This window comes from Methyloglobulus sp., from assembly GCF_046714055.1.
Taxonomy (GTDB): domain Bacteria; phylum Pseudomonadota; class Gammaproteobacteria; order Methylococcales; family Methylomonadaceae; genus Methyloglobulus.
In genome coordinates this window covers 1-18,604 of the sequence record NZ_JBKKBJ010000034.1, presented here as the reverse complement: position 1 = coordinate 18,604, position 18,604 = coordinate 1, and the positions used below count along the sequence as shown (strand labels likewise).

The window sequence follows — 18,604 nt, the reverse complement described above, 5'->3', positions numbered from 1 at the left end:
CGCCAACTGCGGTGTCCGTCGAAATGGCGGATTACGACGCGCGGAAAGTCCTTACCTATCTGAAACATGAATGGCTTGCGCGTCTAATCCGCCCTACGTGCTTTATCCATTCTATGCCGTAATAACTTTACCAATCACACGGCACTAATTGACACATTGTGAAAACACAATAAAATTCTTTCATCTCAAATCAATTTTCAAATCATGCATAAGTCTGTAACCACTAAACTCCGCTTAGTCTTAGTCTCATGCTGAACATGAATGAGGCCGAATGGAACCTTCGCGTGGATCTGGCTGCGGCCTTTCATCTGGTGGTGGCTAACAATTTGCACGAGGCGATTGCCAATCACTTCTCCGCCGTATTGCCCGACAACCGGCATTTCCTGGTAAACCCATTCGGCCTGCATTTCTCGGAAATTACGGCTTCAAACCTGATTGTCTGCGATTTCAACGGCAAAGTTGTTAGTGGCGACGGCGCACCCTCACCATCAGCGCACCATATCCATGCCCCGATCCATCGGCTCGTTCCTCGTGCCAAAGTCTTGCTGCATACCCACCAGCCTAACGCGACAGCGCTGACCATGATTGCCGGTGGCCGTCTTGAATGGGCGCTCCAAACCGCTTGCCGCTTTTATGGCCGGGTTGCCTATGACACCGATTACGACGGGGTGGCTTTGTCGGACTCGGTGGGAGAACGGATGACAAAGATACTGGGCGAGGCCGACGTGCTATTTTTGGGCAATCATGGAATTATCACAGCCGCACCGACAGTAGCGCAGGCCTTCGACGACCTTTACTTCGTCGAGCGGGTTGCCCAAATTCAAATTCTAGCCATGAGTACCGGTCGGCCTTTGACCCTGCTTGCTCCCGAAATGATTGAAAGAGTTGCAACCCAGACACGCCATGAACGCTTTGAGCTTGGATATATCGAACGCCATTTTGAAGCGCAGAAGCGTCTTCTTGATAATGCAGGTGGACATTACCGACGGTGATTGAGACACGTCCGTACGGCGGGTGACTTGTAGGGAGGGTTAGTCGGCAAATCTACTGAGCCATAGCAACTATCGATGTTTCTGCGCGGCGTAAACCACCGAATGTGGCATCTTGCTAGACGGCGGATTACGACGCGCGGAAAATCTTATTTTTCTATAGATTGAACAATTTTGCGCGTCTAATTCGCCCTACCTACTGTTACCCATCAGTCGTAACACGATGTTGTTTCAGGTTGGATTTGTCAAATTTTTCCCATAAATCCGCATAACGGATGTGGCTGACAGGATGCTGTAAGTCTCCGGCAATTTCTGCCAACGGTTCCAGCACGAACGCATAGCGTTCTATTTCGTCGCGGGGTATCTGGATGCGGCCATCGTTGATGATAAGGTCGCCATAGAGCACCAAATCGAGATCAAGCGTTCGGGCGGAAAATTTTTTACAGTCACGGTTACGGCCATTGTCCAGTTCAATTTGCCGTAATTGCTGGATTATTTCTTTAATGTCCAGGTTAGAGTCGAACCCTGCGATCAGGTTATAAAACGGGTCGCCGGAAAAGCCGATAGGTTCAGATTCATAAATACTTGACAGGGTTAGCTGCCCAAAGCGCTCGGTAAGCGCCTTTAAACTGGCAGGGATGTGCTTGTCTTTGTCAATGTTGCTGCCTATGCTGATATACCCGGTTGGCATGTTATTTTTCGCCTCGTTCGATGACGATCCCGACATCGCTGGCGCCTCGGATTGCCCCTTTTTTGTTCAAGGTGATTTTTACCCAGGGCACATTGAATTCGTTACGGATAATATTGGCTATTTCCACCGTCAGTTTTTCCACCAGAAAAAAACTGCTGCCTTCTACAAAGGCGATGATGTGTTTGGATACCGCCTTATAATCCAGGGTATGTTGAATATCATCGGTTTCTGCGGCTTTTTGGATGTCATAAGCCATTTCTATATCCAGTATTACGGTTTGTTTGGTTTGCCTTTCCCAGTCATAGATACCAATAATGGTCTCGATTTCGAGGCCACCTAAAAATATAATGTCCATAGCATTTTCCGGTTATGATGTGCCACTTTTTTAATAAAGCGGTAAGTATCCGGGATATGCGCCGTTGATACAAGTTTTGGATAGTGAAGGTATACGATGATTGAATGGTTGTTAATTCCTGCGGCTTATTTATTGGGATCAGTATCATGCGCCATTATTATTTGCCGCATGATGGGTTTGGCTGATCCCCGCGAGCAGGGTTCAGGCAATCCAGGCGCGACCAATGTAATGCGTATCGGCGGTAAAAAAGCCGCAGGAATAACCTTGTTGGGGGATTTATTAAAAGGTTTTCTGCCTGTTTATCTGGCCAATTTTTTGGGAATGCCACCCTTGCTACAAGCGTTAATTGGCTTGGCTGCATTCTTCGGGCATCTTTATCCGGTATTTTTTGGCTTTAAGGGCGGTAAAGGTGTTGCCACTTCTTTAGGGGTTTTGCTGGGTTTTTCCTGGTTGTTGGGGTTAGCGGTTATCGGCACTTGGCTTTTGGTCTACAAGCTACGCAAGATTTCATCGTTATCTGCGTTGACTGCTTCGGTTTTGTCACCGGTTTACGCTTGGTTTATTTTGGGTGATAAGGTTATTGTTTGTGCGGCTTTGGTGATGATGGTGTTTTTGTTGGTTCGGCATAGGGGCAATATACAACGTTTGTTGGCTAGGGAAGAGTAAGTTGTGGTCGTAGTTCCTGGATTTAAAGTAATTCGTTGATCGGCCAACGTGGTCTGGCTAATATTTCCAGGCCTTGTTGCTCCCTTCTTAGCAAGCGCTGACAGCCTGCGTAGGCAATCATGGCGCCGTTGTCGGTGCAAAATTCGGGCCTGGGGAAATAAATTTTGCTGTTTTCCTGCTCGGCCATTTCGCGTAAAGAAGCGCGAATCTGTTTGTTGGCGCTAACACCTCCAGCTACCACCAGCCGTTTAATTCCAGTTTGCTGGATAGCGCGTTTGCATTTGATGCTCAGTGTTTCGGCAACGGCTTGTTGAAAAGCGGCAGCGATGTTGGCTTTATCCTGGTCGGTTTTTTGGCTATTGTTGAAGGTATTGAGTGTAAAAGTTTTTAGTCCGCTAAAGCTGAAATCCAGCCCTGGCCTGTCGGTCATTGGGCGGGGGAATTTAAAGGTCGGTCTGCCCTGCTCGGCAAGTTCAGCTAATTTGGCTCCGCCTGGATAGCTTAAGCCCAACAGTTTGGCCGTCTTGTCGAAGGCTTCACCGGCGGCATCATCCAGTGATTCGCCCAATAACTGATAGCGGCCAATGCCTTCGACTTGCACCAGCAAGGTGTGGCCACCGGAAATCAATAACGCGACAAAGGGAAATTCCGGTGGGTTTTCTTCTAACATGGGCGCGAGTAGATGGCCTTCCATGTGGTGTATTGCTATGGCAGGAATTCGCCAAGCCCAAGCCAGGCTTCTCGCGGTGGCCGCGCCGACCAGCAAAGCGCCCATCAGCCCAGGGCCTGCGGTGTAAGCAATCCCGTTAATGTCGTTTTTTTGCAGGTAGCTTTCTTGCAGGGTTTGTTTGATAAGCGGCACTAGTTTTCGAATATGGTCGCGTGATGCCAGTTCCGGCACCACGCCGCCGTATTCGTTGTGCATATCGACTTGACTGTAGAGAAAGTGGCTGATTAGGCCGCGTTCGGAGTGGTAAATGGCAACGCCAGTCTCATCGCAAGAGGTTTCTATCCCTAAAATAGTCATTGAGTTTTTGAAAAAAATAAAAGTAAGGTTATAATTTGCGGTTCTTTTTATTGCGTCGGCTAAAGTTGTCCGCGCTTGAGCCTTTTGTCCAGATACTAACATAATTAGGAAAATATGCCTTCAGTCAAACTTAAAGAAAATGAACCCTTCGATATTGCTATTCGCCGATTCAAACGTGCTTGTGAAAAGGCTGGTGTGTTGGCAGAAGTACGACGCCGCGAATTCTATGAAAAACCCACATCAGAGCGCAAACGTAAAGGCGCGGCTGCGGTTAAACGCCATTTGAAGAAACTGGCACGCGAGCGCTATGCACTCAAAAACTTGCGTCGTGGACGTCCCGCACTCTAAAGCACAGTTATGTCAGGGTTGTTAACAGACCGTATCAAGGACGATATGAAGGCCTCAATGAAAGGAGGCGATAAATCCAGGCTGGCAGTCATCCGGTTGATTCTCGCTGCCATCAAGCAGGTTGAGGTTGACGAGCGCATAATAGTGGATGGCGGGCGTGCTCTCCAGGTTCTTGACAAGATGTTAAAGCAACGCCGTGAATCCATTAGGCAATTTGCCGATGCTGGCAGAACTGACTTAGTCGCTATTGAAGAGGCGGAAGTTCTGGTGATCCAGGATTTTCTCCCCCAAGCCCTTAGCGAAGAAGAAATTGATGGCATGGTAAATGCGGCCGTTGCCGAATCGGGCGCCGAATCGGTTAAGGACATGGGCAAGGTGATGGGGTTGCTCAAAGGAAAAATGCAAGGACGCGCCGATATGTCAGTCGTCAGCGCCAAAATCAAGGTTGCGCTGTCCAACTAAACTTTCCGGCTCTGGCGATGTCCGGTAGAATCCCCCGGTATTTTATCGATGACCTCTTAACTCGGGTTGATATTGTCGATTTAATCGACGCACACGTCCCTCTAAAAAAAACCGGCGCAAATTTTGTCGCCCGGTGTCCGTTCCATTCCGAAAAAACTCCTAGTTTTTCAGTTAACCGAAATAAACAGTTTTTCCATTGTTTTGGCTGCGGTGCAAGCGGCAATGCGATTGGTTTTCTGATGGACTTTAATCATCTGGATTTCGTCGAAGCCGTCGAAGATCTCGCCACTTTTGTAGGCGTTGACGTACCCAGGGAAACAACTGATTTTCAAGTGTCCACGCCAAAAAAGGAAAGTGTCAGTGACCATTACCAGCTTCTGGAGCAGGTGGCGGCTTTTTATGTAAAGTGTCTTAGAACTGATGAGGCCGGGGAAAGAGCCGTCAGCTATGTAAAATCCAGAGGTGTCAGCGATGAAATTGCACAGGCGTTTATGCTCGGTTATGCGCCCGATGAATGGCAGGCTTTAGCGGATCGGTTTGACCAAAACCAGCTAATTCAAGCGGGTATGTCGATCAATAAAGACGGCAAGGTTTATGACCGCTTTCGGGGGCGTGTCATGTACCCTATCAGGGATAAGCGTGGCCGGATTGTGGGGTTTGGAGGGCGAGTCCTGGATGATTCATTGCCCAAATACCTGAACTCACCGGAAACGCCAGTCTTTCATAAAGGCAAGGAGGTGTATGGCCTCTTCGAGTTGTTGCGTAAAGACGCGAAGCCCAAAAGAATTCTCATCGTTGAAGGCTATATGGACGTCATTGCCTTGGCGGGGTGTGGAATTCATTATGCGGTGGCAACTTTGGGGACTGCGACATCGCAAGCCCATCTCGATTTATTGTTTCGTTTTTCATCCGAACTGGTGTTTTGTTTTGATGGCGATAACGCCGGACGTGATGCCGCTTGGCGTGCAATGGAGCCAGCTTTTAGCTCACTCAAAGACGGTCGGCAAATTCGCATTATGTTGCTGCCGCAACACCATGATCCTGATTCGTTGGTTCGTGAAGAAGGGGCTGATAAATTTGCCGAGCGCGTGCAGCAATCCCAGCCGTTATCAGATTATTTTTTTGGCGCTTTATCAGGTGGGCTTAACCTAGCCGAGTTGGAAGGCTGCTCACAATTGATAAATAAGGCAAAACCTTATTTGGAGAAACTGCCTCAGGGTGTATTCCGGGATATGATGTTTGCCAGGCTTAAAGAGTTAACCCGATCGGATGTGCTGGATGTTTCAGGGAACTCGGCTAGACTTAACCTCAAATCAATAAGCAATAGAAGGCACGGGAGTGGCTTGCTATCGTTGCCACGGTTGGTCATCGCCTTATTGGTACAGCATCCAGGTCTTATTGATAAGGTGGAACAAAGGGAAATTATTTGGGATGGCCTGGAATTTCCTGGTATTCAGTTGTTCAAAGAGATACTTGCGGTCGTTTTGGAAAAAAAACCGATCAATACCGCAGTATTATTGGAGCAGTTTCGGAATCATCCACATGAAAAAATACTCAAAAATCTAGCGATAGTGAAACTGTCTGCTTCGGATCAAAGTGTCAATACAGAAGGTGTAGAAACTGAATTCATTGAGGGCTTGGATAAATTGCTTGCGCGAGCTAACTCTGTTAGCTTTGACAGATTGTCAGCAAAAGGTATAACAGCATTAGACCCTTCCGAAAAAGAGTTGTTTAGAAAGCTATTGGCCCTTAAACGAAGCGGTGCTTTTTAACAATATTTATAGTATAATTTACTGTTAGTCTCGGTAGATTGTAACTTAAATAACGTGGGTAAAGTATGAATCAAGAGCAGCAGCAGTCCCAACTTAGACAGTTGATAGCCAAAGGCAAAGCACAGGGATACCTGACTTATGCCGAGGTGAATGACCATCTGCCCAGTGATATTGCCGATCCGGAGCAAATCGAAGATTTCATTGGCATTATCAATGATATGGGAATTCAGGTGTACGAAGCTGCGCCTGATGATGATTCGCTGATTACCGATTCAGCCGCTGTTACGACTGACGATGAGGATGCAGAAGAGGTCGCCGCTCTAGCTTCTGTCGATAGCGAGTTTGGCCGGACGACCGATCCGGTGCGGATGTATATGCGTGAAATGGGTTCGGTTGAGCTATTGACCCGGACGGACGAATTAAAGATTGCCAAACGCATTGAAGAAGGCAATCACCAGCTGGTGAAGGCAATTTCCCGTTCTTGTGTGGTTGTTGAAGATGTTTTGCAGTCATTCGATTCCATTTCTGAGGAAGAAAGTGGTGTTAGATTGACAGATATGATTTCGGGATTTGCCGACTTGAGTGAACCTGATGATTTATTAGTTAGCCCACCGGCTAATGAGGTGGTCGAAGTTGCTAGCCCGGAAGAAGATTTAAAAGGTCTCAATCACGGGGAAGTCAAAGAAAAAATTGACCAACTCAGGGAGCAACTGAAAGTAGTGTCAGGCGCCATCAGTAAATACGGTTATGCTAGCAAACAGACAGAAGAAGCTTTTGAAATACTGGCGGGCTTGTTCATAGAATTTAAATGGACACCACAATACCTGAAAAAGCTTTCAGCCATTATTCCAGATGGAGTGGCTTCCGTTCGGGCACATGAAAGGTTGATACATGACATTTTTGTAAAAAAAGCAAAAATGTCCCGCCAGGATTTTATTGCTGCTTATGCAGATAATGAAACCCGCACAGAATGGCTGGCCCAATATTTGGATGAAAATAATCCGTATTCGGCTGTTGTGAAAGGACATGAGAAAGACATACGTAAAGCCCAAAAAGCATTGGCTGATATTGAAGCCCAGTATGGATTAACAATTGGCGATTTAAAGGACATTAATCGCCGTATTTCGATTGGTGAGGCAAAGGCGAGGCGCGCCAAAAAGGAAATGATCGAAGCTAATTTGCGTTTGGTCATATCCATTGCGAAAAAATATACCAACCGTGGCTTGCAGTTTCTTGATTTGATTCAGGAAGGCAATATCGGCCTTATGAAAGCGGTTGATAAATTTGAATATCGGCGCGGTTATAAGTTTTCAACTTATGCAACGTGGTGGATCAGGCAAGCCATTACCCGTTCCATAGCCGATCAAGCCAGGACTATCCGAATTCCGGTGCATATGATTGAAACAATCAACAAACTGAACCGGATTTCAAGGCAGATTCTTCAGGAATTGGGTCGCGAAGCGACTCCGGAAGAACTGGCAGTGCGTATGGAAATGCCTGAAGACAAAGTCCGTAAGGTATTGAAAATCGCCAAAGAACCTATCTCCATGGAAACGCCGATTGGCGATGATGAAGATTCGCATTTAGGTGATTTTATAGAAGATGCAAGAGTCCTGTCTCCAATTGAAGCGGCAACAATTGCGGGTTTACGCGAATCGACCCAGAATGTATTGGCAGGTTTAACGGCAAGGGAGGCCAAAGTTCTTCGCATGCGTTTTGGTATTAATATGAATACCGACCATACCCTGGAAGAAGTGGGCAAACAGTTTGATGTGACGCGTGAGCGTATCCGTCAAATTGAGGCGAAAGCCTTAAGGAAGCTGCGGCATCCGTCCAGATCGGAGCAATTAAGGTGCTTCTTGGATGGCGAATAAATCGCTTTTTGATACACGCAGGGCCCTTAGCTCAGTTGGTTAGAGCATCCGACTCATAATCGGCAGGTCGTAGGTTCAAGTCCTACAGGGCCCACCATTAACACACAAATAGGCTGCCTATGCAGCCTTTTGGTTATCTAGGTTTCAACTTTAATTGAGGTAGTATTGTGAGCAATAACTTCATATTTACATCAGAATCCGTTTCAGAAGGACATCCTGACAAGGTTGCCGACCAGATTTCTGATGCGGTGCTTGATGCCTTGCTGGCGCAAGATCCTCGTTCCCGCGTGGCCTGTGAGACATTAGTTAAAACGGGAATGGTGATTTTGGCAGGCGAAATCACGACAGATGCTTGGGTTGATACCGAAGCCTTGGTTAGAAAAGTCGTATGTGATATCGGTTATGACCATGGTGATATAGGTTTTGATGGTCAAAGCTGCGCGGTATTAAATGCAATAGGGAAACAATCAGCCGATATCGCCATGGGCGTAGATGAAGCGGAAGATCATGAGCAAGGCGCTGGCGATCAAGGCTTGATGTTCGGTTACGCGAGCAATGAAACTGATGTCTTGATGCCTGCACCTATTACCTATTCGCATCTTTTGGTCAAACGCCAAGCCGAAGTCCGTAAAAACAAGACGTTACCTTGGTTACGTCCTGATGCGAAGAGCCAAATAACATTTCGCTACGAAAACAATAAACCCATAGCCATTGATGCCGTGGTGTTATCTACCCAGCATTCGCCTGAAATCAGTGCCAAAGCTATTCATGAGGCAGTGATGGATGAAATCATTTTGCCTGTCCTGCCCAAAGAGTGGCTGCATAAAGACACGAAATATTTCATTAATCCCACCGGCCAATTCATTATTGGCGGGCCGGTTGGCGATTGCGGATTGACGGGCCGTAAAATTATCGTTGACACCTATGGCGGCATGGCAAGACATGGCGGCGGTGCGTTTTCCGGTAAAGACCCATCAAAAGTTGACCGTTCAGCGGCCTATATGGCACGCTACGTGGCAAAAAACATCGTCGCAGCAGGCTTGGCAGAGCGCTGCGAAATTCAGGTGTCCTATGCCATTGGCGTCGCGGAACCGACCTCAATCAGTGTTGAGACATTTGGTACGGGGAAACTTACCGAGGATAGATTAGTGCAAATTATCAAGGAACATTTTGATCTCAGGCCCAAAGGTTTGATAGCCATGCTGGACTTGCTGAAGCCTATTTATCAAATCACAGCGGCTTACGGTCATTTTGGCCGGACAGAAGAGTCCTTTAGCTGGGAAAAAACTGACAAAAGCGAGGTGTTAAAAGATGCAGCAGGCCTTTAATTCAACGACACCAGGATCACTAATGAGCCAACAAGATTACAAAATTGCGGACATTGCCCTTGCCGAATGGGGACGTAAAGAAATTAATATCGCCGAGACCGAAATGCCGGGTTTGATGGCCTTGCGGAAGGAATTTGGTGATAAAAAACCTCTTAAGGATGCCCGAATTGCTGGTTGCCTGCACATGACCATACAGACGGCGGTACTTATTGAGACGTTGACCGCGTTAGGTGCTGAAGTGCGCTGGTCGTCCTGTAATATTTTTTCTACGCAAGATCATGCTGCGGCGGCGATTGCTGCGGCGGGCGTACCTGTTTTTGCCTGGAAAGGCGAGACTGAAGCGGAAGCCGACTGGTGTATTGAACAGACTATCCTCGGGTCAAATGGCTGGCGGCCAAATATGATCCTGGATGATGGCGGCGATCTGACCTTGATGATGCACCAAAAATTTCCGGAATTAATGGCAGATGTTAAGGGCTTGTCCGAAGAAACCACCACGGGCGTGTTGCGTTTATACGATATGGTGGCTAAAGGGACATTGAAAGTACCCGCCTTTAACGTCAATGATTCAGTGACCAAATCAAAATTCGATAATCTGTATGGTTGTCGTGAGTCCTTGGTCGATGGTATTAAGCGTGCTACTGATGTCATGATAGCCGGAAAAATCGCCGTGGTTTGCGGTTATGGGGATGTCGGTAAAGGTTGTGCCCAATCCTTGCGTGGCCTCGGTGCTACCGTTTGGATTACAGAAATCGATCCAATCTGCGCCTTACAAGCTGCGATGGAAGGTTACCGCGTGGTTACCATGGAAGAAGCCGCGCCTATTGCGAATATTTTTGTTAGCGCAACCGGCAATTTCAATGTGATTACCCATAAGCATCTGGTTGCCATGAGAAACCAGGCAATCGTTTGTAATATTGGTCACTTTGACTCTGAAATTGAGATTTCATCTTTGCGTCAATACACATGGGAAAATATTAAACCTCAGGTTGATCATGTTATTTTCCCTGACGGCAAACGCCTGATTGTTCTTGCAGAAGGTCGCTTGGTTAATCTGGGCTGCGGAACAGGACATCCTAGTTTTGTCATGTCCAATTCCTTCTGCAACCAGGTGTTAGCACAAATGGAGCTGTGGCAAAATGCCGTCAGTTACGAGAATAAAGTCTATATTTTGCCGAAAAAACTAGATGAAAAAGTGGCAAGATCGCATCTCGCTCAATTAGGCGTGAAGTTGACCGTCCTCACCGATGAACAGGCAAAATATATTAATGTGCCTGTTGATGGTCCCTTCAAAGCGGAACATTACCGTTATTGATTAACACTCACAAAATTGTAGGTTAGAGTAGCGTAACCCAATTATTGCGGCATTATTGCTGGGTTAGGCTACGCTAACCCAGCCTTACAAATACTAATGCAATCACAAAAAAAACACCCGCAACCCTTTAGCTTCGAATTTTATCCTCCGAAGACTGAAGAAGGCACTGCCAGTTTACAGGTAGTGTACAGCAAATTGGCAGCGCTCAATCCGGACTTTTTCTCCGTTACCTTTGGTGCAGGTGGTTCTACCCGCGATAAAACCTTTGATACTGTTATAGATATCCAGAATAAAGGGATAGCAGCAGCTCCCCATTTATCTTGTGTAGCCTCGACCAAGGATAATATCCGGGCTATCCTTAAAAGCTACCAAGAGCATGGCATATCCCAAATTGTCGCCTTACGGGGCGATTTGCCATCCGGTATGATGTCGGCAGGGGAGTTTCGTTATGCGAATGAGCTTGTCGAATTTATCCGGCAAGAAACGGGGGATGATTTTCAAATTCATGTCGCCGCTTACCCCGAAGTGCATCCCCAAGCAGCCAGCGCAGCAGAGGACTTCAAAAATTTCAAGCGTAAAGTTGAAGCCGGTGCAAACGCGGCAATTACCCAATATTTTTATAATGCCGAAGCTTATTTTTACTTTGTCGATCTGTGCGAAAAAAATGGCATAACGATACCCATTGTTCCCGGCATTATGCCGATTACCCAATATTCGCAGCTATTTAGGTTTTCGGAAATGTGCGGCGCCGACATTCCCCGCTGGCTGCGAAAACGTCTGGAAGGTTTTGGCGATGACCGCGCATCAATACAGGCTTTCGGCCTAGATTTGGTCAGCAACCTTTGTCATCGTTTACTTGATGGCGGTGCGCCAAGCCTACACTTTTATACCATGAATCAATCCACGTCTACGCTGTCGATTTTAGAGAATTTGCGGCGTTAAGTCGGCCTTATTGACACGCACATTCCCAATCCCCTGCTTCACAATTAGAAAAAGCTGGAAATTCTTACAACTAAGGAACTCAATTAACAGACGGTTGATACTTCACTGAAAAATCGTGCAAGTTAGCGAGTACCACAGGCAAGTCTTCTGTTTTTTCTGGATAAAACGCGTTGACACCAACGCGGGACAAGTAAAACACCTGCTCCGGCAAATAGTGGCCTGTTGCCCTGATTTCGCCTGGGTAATTATAACGGTTCCTGAGCAGCCAAGCATGGGAAAACAAGCGTCCGTCCGCAAGTTCTGGAAAGTATAGCTCGATAAGCGCTAAGCTTGGCAGATAATCAGCGAACCCTTCAACTGAATCGGCTGGGCCTATTCGGACACCTAATTTACCTTTGCGGTTGCTTGGCTCTTTTCCGTATTGCTGCAATCTGGCTAAGGAAATTGTCACGTCACCGTCGCCGAGTTCAGCATCGTCAGGCCTATATTCCCAGGTATCGTTCGTTATCTGATTATCTTTAATTATTTGCATAAACCTTATCTTTAAATGGGTCAATTCCAACACGTTTTACCATATCCAGGAAAGACTCCTCGTCCAGGCGTTGCTTCACATAAACATCCAGGATTGTGGTGATGGCAAGGGTAACCTGGTCTTTTGGAACGGCAGGGCCTAGCCGTTCCCCGATTGCGGCTTCATTTTCCGATGAGCCGCCCAAGGTCAGTTGATACCATTCCGTGCCTTTTTTATCAACGCCCAATATACCGATATGGCCGACGCTTTGGTGGGCACAGCCGTTCATGCAGCCGGACATATTGATTTTTACGTCACCGATGTCGTGGATGTAATCCATATCATCAAGCGCCTCGTTGATTTCTTTGGCGACACCGATAGAACCGGCGTTGGCAAGCGAACAAAAATCAAGGCCGGGACAGCAAATCATATCGGTCACTGTGCCGATGTTTGGGGTGGCGAGTTTCAGTTGGGCCAATTGTTGCCAAAGTGAAAATAAATCCGCTTGTTTGACATCGGCAAAAACCAGGTTTTGTCGGTGGGTTATCCTAATTTGGCTGAAACTATAGCGGTCAGCCAAGTCTGCAACCGCATCGAGCTGGGTGTCGGTCATATCGCCGGGCGGCACATCAGGCGCTTTTAGCGACAAAAATACGGCACGATAGCCTGGAACCTTATGATTGGCCGTATTGTATTTGTACCAAGTGGCAAACGCGTGGTCGTCGTGTTGGTGTTTTGCGAGGTTTTCATCCAGAGCCGCTCCCGGATCGTACGCGGGTGGCGCAAAATGGGCTTTCATGGCGGTAATCCGCTCTTCGCCAAGCTCAAGCTTATCTTTAATCTGTAGCCATTCTTGCTCGACCTGCCGAGTAAACTCTTCCAGTCCCGTTTCCTTGACCAGAATTTTGATGCGGGCTTTGTATTTGTTGTCCCTACGCCCGTACAGATTGTATATCCTGACGATGGCTTCCAAATAAGAGAGCAGGTGTTTCTTTTCCAGATAAGGCCTGATAACGTGGCCGATCATAGGAGTGCGACCCAAGCCGCCTCCTACCAATACCCTGAAACCCACTACACCGGCTTCATTTTTGACCAGATGCAAACCAATGTCATGCAACTGTGTTGCCGCCCGGTCATGCAATGCGCCGCTGACAGCAATTTTGAATTTGCGCGGCAGGTAGTCGAATTCTGGGTGCAGAGTGGTCCACTGGCGAATAATTTCGCAGTAAGGACGAGGGTCTTCGATTTCGTCTACGCACACACCAGCCAGATGGTCTGAAGTGGTATTGCGCATACAGTTACCGCTGGTTTGTATGGCGTGCATTTGCACACTGGCAAGGTCAGCCAGGATGTCCGGCACTTCCTCCAACTTGGGCCAGTTGAACTGGATGTTTTGCCGGGTGGTAAAATGGCAGTAGCCCTTATCATACTTACGGGCGATATGCGCCAGCGTCCTGAATTGCTTGGAGTTCAGCAAGCCATAGGGGCCTGCGATCCGTAGCATCGGGGCATGGGTTTGGATGTAGAGGCCATTTCTTAGGCGCAATGGGCGAAACTGGTCTGCGCTCAATTCGCCTTTCAAAAACCGTTCGGTTTGCCGCCTGAATTGCGCTACCCGTTCATCAACAAGTTTTTGGTCGATTTCGTTGTACTGGTACATAGTGTGTTTTATAAGGCCATTTGGCCAGCCATCAAGACTTTCAATCATATACTGTGCGTCTTAAAATGACAAAATTAATTGGATAGTGATACTATTTGCGGTTTGAATTTTTCATTTTTTATAATAACGAACAAAGGTAGGGGATTGTGGTGCGATTTTTATTCGTCTTGTTATTCATGCTGTTGTTGCCGGAAATGGCAATGTCTGCTGATTTTGAAACGCTGGGGTTGACGGGAACGCAACGGGGCATATACACGGTATTGATATTTATCATTGCCTATGGCTTTGTGATGACCGAAGAATTCACCCATTTACGTAAATCCAAGCCAATGATTTTGGCAAGCGGCATCATATGGGCTCATGCGGCCATTTTGTCGAAGGAAGCGGGCGTTTCAGCGGAGGACATGCACAAAGCATTCGAATATAACCTTAAAGAATATGCCGAATTGATGTTGTTCTTGCTGGTGGCAATGACCTATATCAATTCCATGTCAGAGCGTAATGTGTTTGAAGCCTTGCGTTCCTGGCTGGTCAGAAAGCAATTCGGTTACCGGCAAGTATTTTTGATAACGGGAATTATCACCTTCTTTTTGTCTTCGGTCGCGGATAATCTTACGGCAGCTTTGCTGGTAGGTGCGGTGGTACTGGCAGTTGGCGCGGATAACGCCAAATTTGTCAGCATCGGCTTTGTCAATGTGGTGGTGGCGGCAAATGCGGGCGGAGCTTTTTGTCCTTTCGGCGACATCACTACGCTGATGGTTTGGCAAGCTGAGTACGCCGAGTTTTTTGATTTCTTTAAATTATTTATTCCATCGGCTATCAATTATGGGGTTCCTGCGGCGGTTATGTATTTCGCGGTTCCCGATGAGCAACCCAAGGCTTCCAGTGAAGCAGCCGTGCAATTGAAGCCGGGGGCGATTGTTATCTGTGTGATGTTTCTCGTTACCATCGCCACGGCGGTAAGTTTTAAGCAAGTCCTGCATTTACCGCCTTTTATGGGGATGATGGTTGGCCTTTCAGCCTTGATGTTTTATGGCTACTGGTTAAAGATTACCTATACAGTTGAAGGAGGAAATGGCGGATTTGATATTTTTAAATCAGTCCGCCATGCTGAATGGGATACCTTATTGTTCTTCTTTGGTGTGGTGTTCGCGGTTGGCGGTTTAGGCTATATCGGTTATCTGGAATTACTCTCTAGTGCGATGTATGACACGCTCGGCCCAACGACGGCAAACATCCTGGTCGGTCTGATCTCTGCGATTGTTGATAATATTCCGGTGATGTTCGCCGTCCTTAACATGAACCTGGATATGGACTTGTACCAATGGTTGTTGGTGACATTGACTGCCGGGGTTGGCGGTTCGCTGTTGTCTGTCGGTTCGGCTGCCGGGGTTGCCTTAATGGGCCAATCAGACCACAAATATACATTTTTTAGCCATCTAAAATGGACCCCGGCAATCGCTGCGGGTTATGCGGGCAGCATTTTTGTTCATTACCTGATTAATGGCTAAAGTTGATTTAGCTCAGTCAGTAAAGCTGTTTATTAGATAAGGTCGAAATTAATTTTAATTTGTTTTTGACCTTGTTTGACCTAATGTTTCTTATGTTAATTTGGGGAAAAGCTGATTCAATCAGGGTTTCCCTGAGATATATCCATACCATAGTTTTTCCATCAAAACTATCCAGACTATAACTTGCCGATTTCTCCTTATTATTTTTGCTAATCAGGTTTGTGCAGTTTCTTTTAGATGCATTCTATGACAGATAAAACGAGTATCAGCGAGGCACTACTCAACCGGCGTATGCTGATTTGCATATTCACAGGATTTAGTTCCGGCTTGCCGTTGTATATCCTGATAAGCTTGGTGCCTGCTTGGTTACGCACGGAAGGCGTAGACTTGAAGGCTATTGGATTATTCGCGCTAATCCAATTGCCGTTCACCTGGAAATTTCTTTGGTCGCCTTTGTTTGACCGCTTTATTCCCCCGTTAGGGCGGCGGCGCGGTTGGTTAATCATTGCCCAAATTGCGTTATTGCTGGTCATTCCGGCTTATGGTTATTTGCATCCCAAGTTGGATTTGTGGGCGATTGCCTATCTGTCCGTGATAGTGGCTTTTTTTAGCGCGTCGCAAGACATTGTGTTGGATGCCTATCGCCGTGAATTGCTGCTGGATAATGAACTCGGCCTAGGCAATGCCATCCATGTGAATGCCTACAAAATTGCTGGCTTGGTGCCTGGGGCTTTGTCCCTGGTACTGGCTGACCATCTGCCTTGGAGCAGCGTCTATCTCATCACTGCCTTATTCATGTTGCCAGGTATTCTGATGACGCTTCTGGTCAACGAGCCGGAACTTAAAGGTGCGCCAAAAACCCTGAAAGCGGCTGTTATTGAGCCTTTTGAAGAATTCCGTAGCCGTGGTTTAAAACCTGCGCTGTTGATATTGGCCTTCATCTTTTTTTACAAACTGGGCGATAGCATGGCGACGGCGTTGGCGACGCCTTTTTATCTGGATATGGGTTTCAGCAAAACCGAGATTGGCCTGATCGCCAAAAATGCTGGGCTGTGGCCTAGCGTCATCGGTGGTTTATTGGGCGGAGTTTGGATGATCCGGTTGGGAATCAATCGTGCCTTGTGGATTTTCGGCGCGGTGCAGATGGTTGCCATATTAGGCTTTGCCTGGCTTGCAATGGTAGGGCATAGCCCAGTTTGGCTGGCGGTGGTAATTGGTGTTGAAGCGTTAGGCGTAGGTTTGGGTACGTCAGCCTTTGTGGCGTTCATAGCACGTGCCACTCATCCGCTTTATACCGCCACCCAGTTTGCCTTGTTCACAAGCCTTGCCGCTGTGCCGCGCACTTTTGCCAATGCAGCCACTGGCTACATGGTGGAGTGGGTGGGGTGGAAATTCTTTTTTCTGGTTTGTTTTTTCATCGCCATTCCAGGGATGTTGCTGTTGTTTAAAGTTGCTCCTTGGCATGGGGAAGATTAAGGAAACCCTGGGTTTTTGATTCCGTTAGGGGTTCGACAGGCTCACCACGAACGGAATCAACCAATTCTTAATACGAACGAAACCAACATCTTGCCGTTTGTCCAGAGCCTGCCGAAGGACTGTGCAGAGACCCTTAGGTTTTCTAAATTCAGCGTCTTCCAGTCATTCCAGCGCCTTGTTATAAATCATAATCCACAATAAGCGGCGCATGGTCGGAAAACCGTTCGGCTTTATAGATGCTGGTTGCGGTTATTTTGTCTATAAGCGCAGCACTGATTATCTGGTAATCAATCCGCCAACCGACGTTTTTATCCCAAGCCTGCCCCCAGTTTGACCACCAAGTGTATTGGTCGCCTTCTTGGTTAATCTCCCTGAAGGCATCCAGCCAATTACCGCTTGTTAGCAATTGTTCCATCCAAGCACGTTCTTCTGGCAAAAAGCCAGAGTTTTTTAAGTTGCCTCGCCAGTTTTTCAAGTCGATTTCTTTGTGGGCAATGTTCCAGTCTCCACAGATAATATAATTTCGCCCACTCTCAGCACAGCTTTTAAGATAAGGCATGAAGCGATCCATAAAGCTGAACTTAATGGTTTGCCGTTCTTCCCCGGATGAACCGGAAGGCAAATAGATCGAGATGACGCTTAGGTTATCGAACCGCGCTTCAATAAAGCGGCCTTCTGCATCCATGTCCGGCCAGCCGAGGCCTTGGATTATTTCTGTAGGCTGTTTTTTACTGTATAAGGCGACACCGCTATAGCCTTTTTTTTCCGCATCATGATAAAAACAATGATAGCCCTGTGGACAAAAAACATGTGAATCAAGTTGGTGTGTTTGTGCTTTAGTTTCTTGCAGACATACGATGTCAGGTTGTTGGGCTTGCATCCAGGGGAAAAAGTTCTTGCGTTCTGCCGAACGAATGCCGTTTACATTTAAGGTAATGATACGCATGGGATAATTGGAAGTTGCAATTTAATGTCGGAAAACGTATTATATTGGGTTAATTCCTAGCAAGTAACTTACCCTGTAAATAATTTAGGTCATAACGATGAAACCAGAAATTCACCCACAATACAAACAAATTACTGTGACCTGCGGTTGTGGCAATACTTTTACCACCGGATCCGTACTCACCAAGGATTTGCAAATAGAGGTTTGTTCTGCCTGCCACCCTTTTTATACAGGCAAGCAACGGGTTGTTGATACCGCTGGTCGCGTGGATAAATTCCGTAAAAAATACGGGAAATAAGTTTTTCCTGCATTTTTTCTGGTGGCGTTTCATCATGCAATAGTCATAAGGTTGCCGATACAAGTTGCCGCATAGAGACAGGTGATTTGCTGGTTCTTCAATAACAGATAAGCTCCCTGTTAGTTTTGGCTAAGGCGTCGTTAAAGAGGCATTGCTAATTATATATAGATACTGTATAAGTTTTGGATCATTAACATGCACCGGGAGGTTGCGATGGATTGTCCAAAATGCGGGAAGCAGGCGAGTTGCAAAGACGGCCAAGTGAATGGGCGGCAGCGCTATTTATGCAAAGATTGCCATCATCGTTATACCGAGACCTTTGCACGGATAACAAAAACCCCGGCTGAATGGTGTGTGCCAATTTTTTCGAATGGGTATAGCCCCCTAATAGGCAATACTCGGCTGAAATACGCATTTAGTACGCCATTTTTCA

General features: G+C 46.9%; 18 protein-coding genes, 1 tRNA gene and 1 pseudogene. 14 read left to right on the top strand and 6 right to left on the bottom strand.

Annotation, left to right across the window (positions count from 1 at the left end; translation table 11 throughout):
* Positions 1-248 precede the first annotated feature (248 nt).
* On the top strand, positions 249-992 hold the full coding sequence (locus tag ACLQ6D_RS02105; RefSeq protein ID WP_411725603.1) for an aldolase: 744 nt from the start codon (positions 249-251) through the stop codon (positions 990-992).
* Positions 993-1,191: 199 nt separating this feature from the next.
* Here the strand turns inward: ACLQ6D_RS02105 and folK are convergent, their stop codons facing one another.
* On the bottom strand, positions 1,192-1,680 hold the full coding sequence (gene folK, locus ACLQ6D_RS02100; RefSeq protein ID WP_411725602.1) for a 2-amino-4-hydroxy-6-hydroxymethyldihydropteridine diphosphokinase: 489 nt from the start codon (positions 1,678-1,680) through the stop codon (positions 1,192-1,194).
* Between the two features lies 1 nt (position 1,681).
* Positions 1,682-2,035 carry a dihydroneopterin aldolase gene (gene folB, locus ACLQ6D_RS02095; protein WP_411725601.1) on the bottom strand — a complete coding sequence of 118 codons (354 nt, stop codon included), beginning with the start codon at positions 2,033-2,035 and terminating at the stop codon, positions 1,682-1,684.
* 96 nt (positions 2,036-2,131) lie between these two features.
* Between folB and plsY the strand changes: the two genes are divergently transcribed.
* The gene (gene plsY, locus ACLQ6D_RS02090; protein ID WP_411725600.1) at positions 2,132-2,701 is read left to right on the top strand and encodes a glycerol-3-phosphate 1-O-acyltransferase PlsY; all 570 of its coding nucleotides are present in this window, start codon (positions 2,132-2,134) and stop codon (positions 2,699-2,701) included.
* A gap of 22 nt (positions 2,702-2,723) precedes the next feature.
* On the opposite strand, the gene tsaD is transcribed toward plsY, so the two are convergent.
* Positions 2,724-3,728: a tRNA (adenosine(37)-N6)-threonylcarbamoyltransferase complex transferase subunit TsaD gene (gene tsaD / locus ACLQ6D_RS02085; protein WP_411725599.1), complete on the bottom strand. Its 1,005-nt coding sequence runs from the start codon at positions 3,726-3,728 to the stop codon at positions 2,724-2,726.
* A 114-nt stretch (positions 3,729-3,842) separates the two neighbouring features.
* On the opposite strand from tsaD, the gene rpsU reads away from it, so the two are divergent.
* The 8 genes from rpsU to metF all read left to right on the top strand — a co-directional run bounded on the left by rpsU (position 3,843) and on the right by metF (position 11,769).
* Positions 3,843-4,076, top strand: a complete 234-nt coding sequence (rpsU, locus tag ACLQ6D_RS02080) for a 30S ribosomal protein S21 (protein ID WP_349021174.1) — start codon at positions 3,843-3,845, stop codon at positions 4,074-4,076.
* A gap of 9 nt (positions 4,077-4,085) precedes the next feature.
* Positions 4,086-4,538, top strand: coding sequence for a GatB/YqeY domain-containing protein (locus ACLQ6D_RS02075; RefSeq protein WP_411725598.1), 453 nt, complete (start codon positions 4,086-4,088; stop codon positions 4,536-4,538).
* A 17-nt stretch (positions 4,539-4,555) separates the two neighbouring features.
* Positions 4,556-6,310, top strand: coding sequence for a DNA primase (gene dnaG / locus ACLQ6D_RS02070; protein WP_411725597.1), 1,755 nt, complete (start codon positions 4,556-4,558; stop codon positions 6,308-6,310).
* A 65-nt stretch (positions 6,311-6,375) separates the two neighbouring features.
* Positions 6,376-8,184, top strand: coding sequence for an RNA polymerase sigma factor RpoD (rpoD, locus tag ACLQ6D_RS02065; protein WP_411725596.1), 1,809 nt, complete (start codon positions 6,376-6,378; stop codon positions 8,182-8,184).
* Positions 8,185-8,204: 20 nt separating this feature from the next.
* A tRNA-Ile gene (locus ACLQ6D_RS02060) sits at positions 8,205-8,281 on the top strand.
* 70 nt (positions 8,282-8,351) lie between these two features.
* On the top strand, positions 8,352-9,512 hold the full coding sequence (gene metK / locus ACLQ6D_RS02055; RefSeq protein WP_411725595.1) for a methionine adenosyltransferase: 1,161 nt from the start codon (positions 8,352-8,354) through the stop codon (positions 9,510-9,512).
* A gap of 22 nt (positions 9,513-9,534) precedes the next feature.
* Positions 9,535-10,827 (top strand): adenosylhomocysteinase, encoded by a 1,293-nt coding sequence (gene ahcY, locus ACLQ6D_RS02050; RefSeq protein WP_411725594.1) that lies wholly within the window; start codon positions 9,535-9,537, stop codon positions 10,825-10,827.
* A 96-nt stretch (positions 10,828-10,923) separates the two neighbouring features.
* Complete coding sequence (gene metF, locus ACLQ6D_RS02045; protein ID WP_411725593.1) at positions 10,924-11,769, top strand: methylenetetrahydrofolate reductase [NAD(P)H]; 846 nt, start codon at positions 10,924-10,926, stop codon at positions 11,767-11,769.
* A gap of 79 nt (positions 11,770-11,848) precedes the next feature.
* Here metF and ACLQ6D_RS02040 read toward each other — a convergent pair whose 3' ends face one another.
* A complete protein-coding gene (locus ACLQ6D_RS02040; RefSeq protein WP_411725592.1) occupies positions 11,849-12,301 on the bottom strand; it encodes a DUF934 domain-containing protein in 453 nt (150 codons plus the stop codon).
* On the bottom strand, positions 12,288-13,940 hold the full coding sequence (locus ACLQ6D_RS02035) for a nitrite/sulfite reductase (RefSeq protein WP_411725591.1): 1,653 nt from the start codon (positions 13,938-13,940) through the stop codon (positions 12,288-12,290). Before ACLQ6D_RS02035 ends, ACLQ6D_RS02040 begins: the two co-directional genes overlap by 14 nt.
* A 200-nt stretch (positions 13,941-14,140) precedes the next feature.
* Here ACLQ6D_RS02035 and nhaD point away from each other — a divergent pair, with 200 nt between their 5' ends.
* The gene (gene nhaD / locus ACLQ6D_RS02030) at positions 14,141-15,451 is read left to right on the top strand and encodes a sodium:proton antiporter NhaD (protein ID WP_411725604.1); all 1,311 of its coding nucleotides are present in this window, start codon (positions 14,141-14,143) and stop codon (positions 15,449-15,451) included.
* A gap of 246 nt (positions 15,452-15,697) precedes the next feature.
* Positions 15,698-16,927, top strand: coding sequence for an AmpG family muropeptide MFS transporter (locus ACLQ6D_RS02025; protein WP_411725590.1), 1,230 nt, complete (start codon positions 15,698-15,700; stop codon positions 16,925-16,927).
* 178 nt (positions 16,928-17,105) lie between these two features.
* Here the strand turns inward: ACLQ6D_RS02025 and ACLQ6D_RS02020 are convergent, their stop codons facing one another.
* Positions 17,106-17,873, bottom strand: coding sequence for an exodeoxyribonuclease III (locus ACLQ6D_RS02020; protein ID WP_411725589.1), 768 nt, complete (start codon positions 17,871-17,873; stop codon positions 17,106-17,108).
* Positions 17,874-17,970: 97 nt separating this feature from the next.
* Between ACLQ6D_RS02020 and rpmE the strand changes: the two genes are divergently transcribed.
* Together rpmE and ACLQ6D_RS02010 are read left to right on the top strand one after the other, a co-directional pair.
* A complete protein-coding gene (rpmE, locus tag ACLQ6D_RS02015) occupies positions 17,971-18,171 on the top strand; it encodes a 50S ribosomal protein L31 (protein WP_411725588.1) in 201 nt (66 codons plus the stop codon).
* A 213-nt stretch (positions 18,172-18,384) separates the two neighbouring features.
* Positions 18,385-18,604: pseudogene (locus ACLQ6D_RS02010) on the top strand (hypothetical protein); the annotation flags it as partial.